Origin of the sequence: Flavobacterium sp., from assembly GCF_035760125.1 — a bacterium.
In the GTDB taxonomy this organism is placed as follows: domain Bacteria; phylum Bacteroidota; class Bacteroidia; order Flavobacteriales; family Flavobacteriaceae; genus Flavobacterium.
The window spans coordinates 1-3,706 of sequence record NZ_DASTTN010000395.1 but is presented as its reverse complement, the minus strand read 5'-3'; the positions used below and the strand labels follow the sequence as shown (position 1 = coordinate 3,706).

Here is a 3,706-nt window from a genome sequence, read left to right as displayed (position 1 = left end):
GAAGAAACACAGTTTTACCTGCAAGAAGGCACAGCAGTTTATTATTGAGGGCGCACCCATTCAAGGGCTTTACTTTGTACAAAAAGGAAAAGTAAAAACGGTAAAAACAGGAATCAACGGCAGGGAACAAATTGTTCGGTTTACGACCAATGGGGACACGGTTGGCTTTAGGGGTTTTGGGACAAGCAATCGGTATTTAATAGGCGCTTATGCTCTGGAGGATACGGTTTTGTGTAATTTCAACAATGAAGTGATGTTGGATATTCTTAAAAATGTTCCCGAATTCACTTATGATATGATGCTTTTTTATGCCGAGGAATTGAACAAGAGCGAGAACAACATTCGGAAAATTGCCCACATGAATGTTAGAGAGCGCGTGATCGATACCTTATTATATATCCATAGAAAATTTGGCCAAACAAATGATTTGATCAATCTTGATTTGTCTAGAAAAGAAATCGCCGACTTCGCAGGAACAACCGAAGAACAGGTTACTCGTGTGATTTCGAGTTTGAAGAGAGAGACTTTGATAAAAACGGTTGGGAAGAAAATAGGATTGCAGCAGATCAACAAAATGAAATTGGAAATTATGGAACATAAGTATGTATAAGTAGTTTTGGATTTATACTTTGAATTTATTAAGCCCTTTTGGGGCTTTTTTTGTGGAAATAAATGTCGTTTTAGGAGTATTGAAGGAAAAATAATTTTTTGACGTTGAGCTAAGTACGTATTTTAGTCAAAAACTAAGTGTTTGTTGGTGTCAATAATTATAAGGCTTAACAATAATTATTTGCGTTAACGCAGTAAATAAGTTGTTATCAGAATAATTTTTGCTGTGTTAAAAAGAGGTTTTAGACTGTAAAAAGTAAATACGTAAGTATTAATACGTATGTATATTTGCTTCATACTAATCAAAACCAATTTATCATGCAAAAGATTACAACCACAATACAAAAAATAAAAGCACTTAAAAAAAGAAAAAATTCAAAATCAATACTATTAGGTTTGGCCATAACATTGTTTGGTTATAATGCTGCCAATGCACAGTTAACAGCATCAGGACAATTTAGACCGAGAACGGAATTCAGAGACGGTTACAGCACTTTGCAATCGAAAGACGCCGAGACAGCTGTTTTTACTTCACAAAGAACAAGATTGAATGTTGGGTTTACAGGATATAGATTCAAATTTTTTGTTGCCGTACAAGATGTTCGCGTTTGGGGGCAAGATGCTTCAACCATTAACAGAGTAACAACTGCCGAAAACAACGGAATTCAATTGCACGAAGCCTGGGGCGAAATCATGCTGAATGATACAGTAAGTAGTATTCAAAATTTGTCCTTGAAAATAGGACGTCAGGAGATTTCATATGATGACCAAAAGGTAATTGGAGCATTGGATTGGTTACAACAAGCGCGTTACCATGATGCGATTGTTTTGAAATACTTTAACAAAGGATGGACAGCCGATTTTGGAGCCGCTTTTAACCAAAACAAAGAATTATTGGCAGGAACAATTTATAATGGCGTACCAGCTGCAACTTCTGGTTATACCGCTGGAACCAACGGTTTGGGGACTAATTATAAATCATTGGAATATGCTTATTTGGCTAAGAAATTTTTCTTTGGAGACATTTCCTTTTTATTCCTAAGCGATAATTTTAATAAATATACCAATGTAACTTCGGGAACTCCGGCTGTTGTAACCAAAGTAAACGAACAAGGAATTTGGACTCGTAACACTACTGGTTTCTATTATAATATCAATGCTACCAGAAAATTAAAATTTGAAGGAAGTTTGTACCACCAATTTGGTCACGACAAAAATGGCCGTAGTCTAAGCAGTGATTTGGCTTCTATTACAGCGACTTTGCAAGTGGGGAGAAAATTATTTGTGGGGCCTGGAGTTGATTATTTATCAGGAAATGACGGAACAAAAGCCGTTACTGCGACCTCAGAGAACAATCAATTTGATCCACTTTATGGAACGCCTCATAAATTTTGGGGAACTATGGATTACTTCTACGCTTCAAGCGGTTTTGGAGCTCAAGGTTTGCTAAACTACTTTTTGAAAGCCAAATATAACTTGAAAGACAACCTAACCCTTTTTGCAGATTTACATTGCTTCGAAGCAGCAAACACTTTGTCTAACGGGGCAGGAGGGACGCAAAACAGTTATTTGGGAACTGAACTGGATTTGAAAATGTCATATAACATGACAAAAATGATCAATATAGAAGCGGGTTATTCTATAATGAAAGCTACTAATTCTATGTCATCAGCACAGGTTAAAAATGTTGCAAACGCTAACTTAACTCCACAATGGGCTTATGTGATGTTAAATATTAAGCCTAATTTTTTAAACAAAAAGTAATTGAATTAACGATTTAAAAATTAAAAAAATGATACAGACTAAAAAACATATAAGAACTCTTTTTGCCCCATTGATGTTGGTAATGTGTGTGGTTTTGTTCTCTTCTTTCGAAACAAATCCAAAACCGCCAATTGCGAGCGAACCTGTCAAATTAGGTTTCATTCCCTTGACTGACTGTTCGCCAATTGTAATGGCCAAAGAACTGGGTTTATTCAAAAAATACGGTGTTGAGGTCGTGGTAACCAAAGAAACGTCTTGGGCCAATGTTCGTGACAAAATTTTAACAGGCGAATTGGACGGAGCCCATTGTCTTTACACTATGCCTTTTTCAGTATACACTGGAGTAGGAGGAAAGGCAGGTTCTGAAATGAAAATCGCAATGATGCTGAACGTAAATGGACAAGCAATTACGCTATCAAATGATTTTTGCGGTAAAGTAGGATTCAAACAAATGAATAAAGTGGCGCCAGTAGTGGCAGCCAAATTGAAAGCTGAAAAAGAAGTGACTTTTGCCATGACTTTCCCTGGAGGAACACACGATTTATGGTTGAGAAACTGGATGTCGTTGGCTGGTCTAAATCAAAAAGCGGTAAAAATCATCACGATTCCGCCTCCGCAAATGGTTGCCAACATGAAAGTGGGTAACATGGACGGATACTGCGTGGGTGAGCCTTGGGGCGGTGTTGCCGTAAAACAAGGAATTGGATTTACCCAAATTGCTTCCCAAGATATTTGGAAAGACCACCCGGAAAAAGCGTTGGTTGTCAATAAGGAGTTTAGCGCATCACGCCGCGAAGACCTAAAAAAAGTGATGAAAGCCATCATGGAAGCCTGCATCTGGCTTGACAATCCTGCTAACCGCAAAAAAGCCGCAGCCATCATCGGGAAAGCGCCATACGTAAACGCCCCAGCCGATGTTATTGAATCGAGATTAATGGGTGACTATAACCTAGGATGTAACCAAGGAACCGAAGTTTACAGCAACAACTACATGCTGTTTTACAAAGGAGGAACGGTGAACTACCCTCGCAAATCCTACGCAATTTGGGCAATGGCACAATATGTACGCTTCGGTTATTTGAAAGAGGAACCCAATTATCAAGCGATAGCCGACAAATTAATTCTTCAGGATTTATACGAAGAAGTGGCCAAAAGTATGAAAATTAAAATCCCGACAGACGACATGAAACCGTTCTCGCTTACGATGGACAAAACGGTGTTCAACCCCGCAAATCCATCCGCATATTTAAAAGTTGTGAAACGTTAAAAATAGTTGGGCGTGACCTAGTTGAGCAAAGGGGCTTACTTATAGCACCGCTCATACTGCCCCTTT

3 protein-coding genes are annotated in these 3,706 nt (G+C 38.3%); all 3 read left to right on the top strand.

Annotated elements, in window-relative coordinates:
- Positions 1–610: Crp/Fnr family transcriptional regulator (locus VFS71_RS14000; RefSeq protein WP_326401997.1), on the top strand; the 610-nt coding region annotated here is incomplete at its 5' end.
- Between the two features lie 317 nt (positions 611–927).
- The gene (locus VFS71_RS13995) at positions 928–2,373 is read left to right on the top strand and encodes an alginate export family protein (protein WP_326401996.1); all 1,446 of its coding nucleotides are present in this window, start codon (positions 928–930) and stop codon (positions 2,371–2,373) included.
- Positions 2,374–2,401: 28 nt separating this feature from the next.
- Positions 2,402–3,640 carry a CmpA/NrtA family ABC transporter substrate-binding protein gene (locus VFS71_RS13990; protein WP_326401995.1) on the top strand — a complete coding sequence of 413 codons (1,239 nt, stop codon included), beginning with the start codon at positions 2,402–2,404 and terminating at the stop codon, positions 3,638–3,640.
- Positions 3,641–3,706: the final 66 nt, after the last annotated feature.

Bases quoted from the DNA above. Each gene is read 5' to 3' on its own strand.
- VFS71_RS13995 (WP_326401996.1), top strand. From the start codon at position 928: ATGCAAAAGATTACAACCACAATACAAAAAATAAAAGCACTTAAAAAA.
- VFS71_RS13990 (WP_326401995.1), top strand. From the start codon at position 2,402: ATGATACAGACTAAAAAACATATAAGAACTCTTTTTGCCCCATTGATG.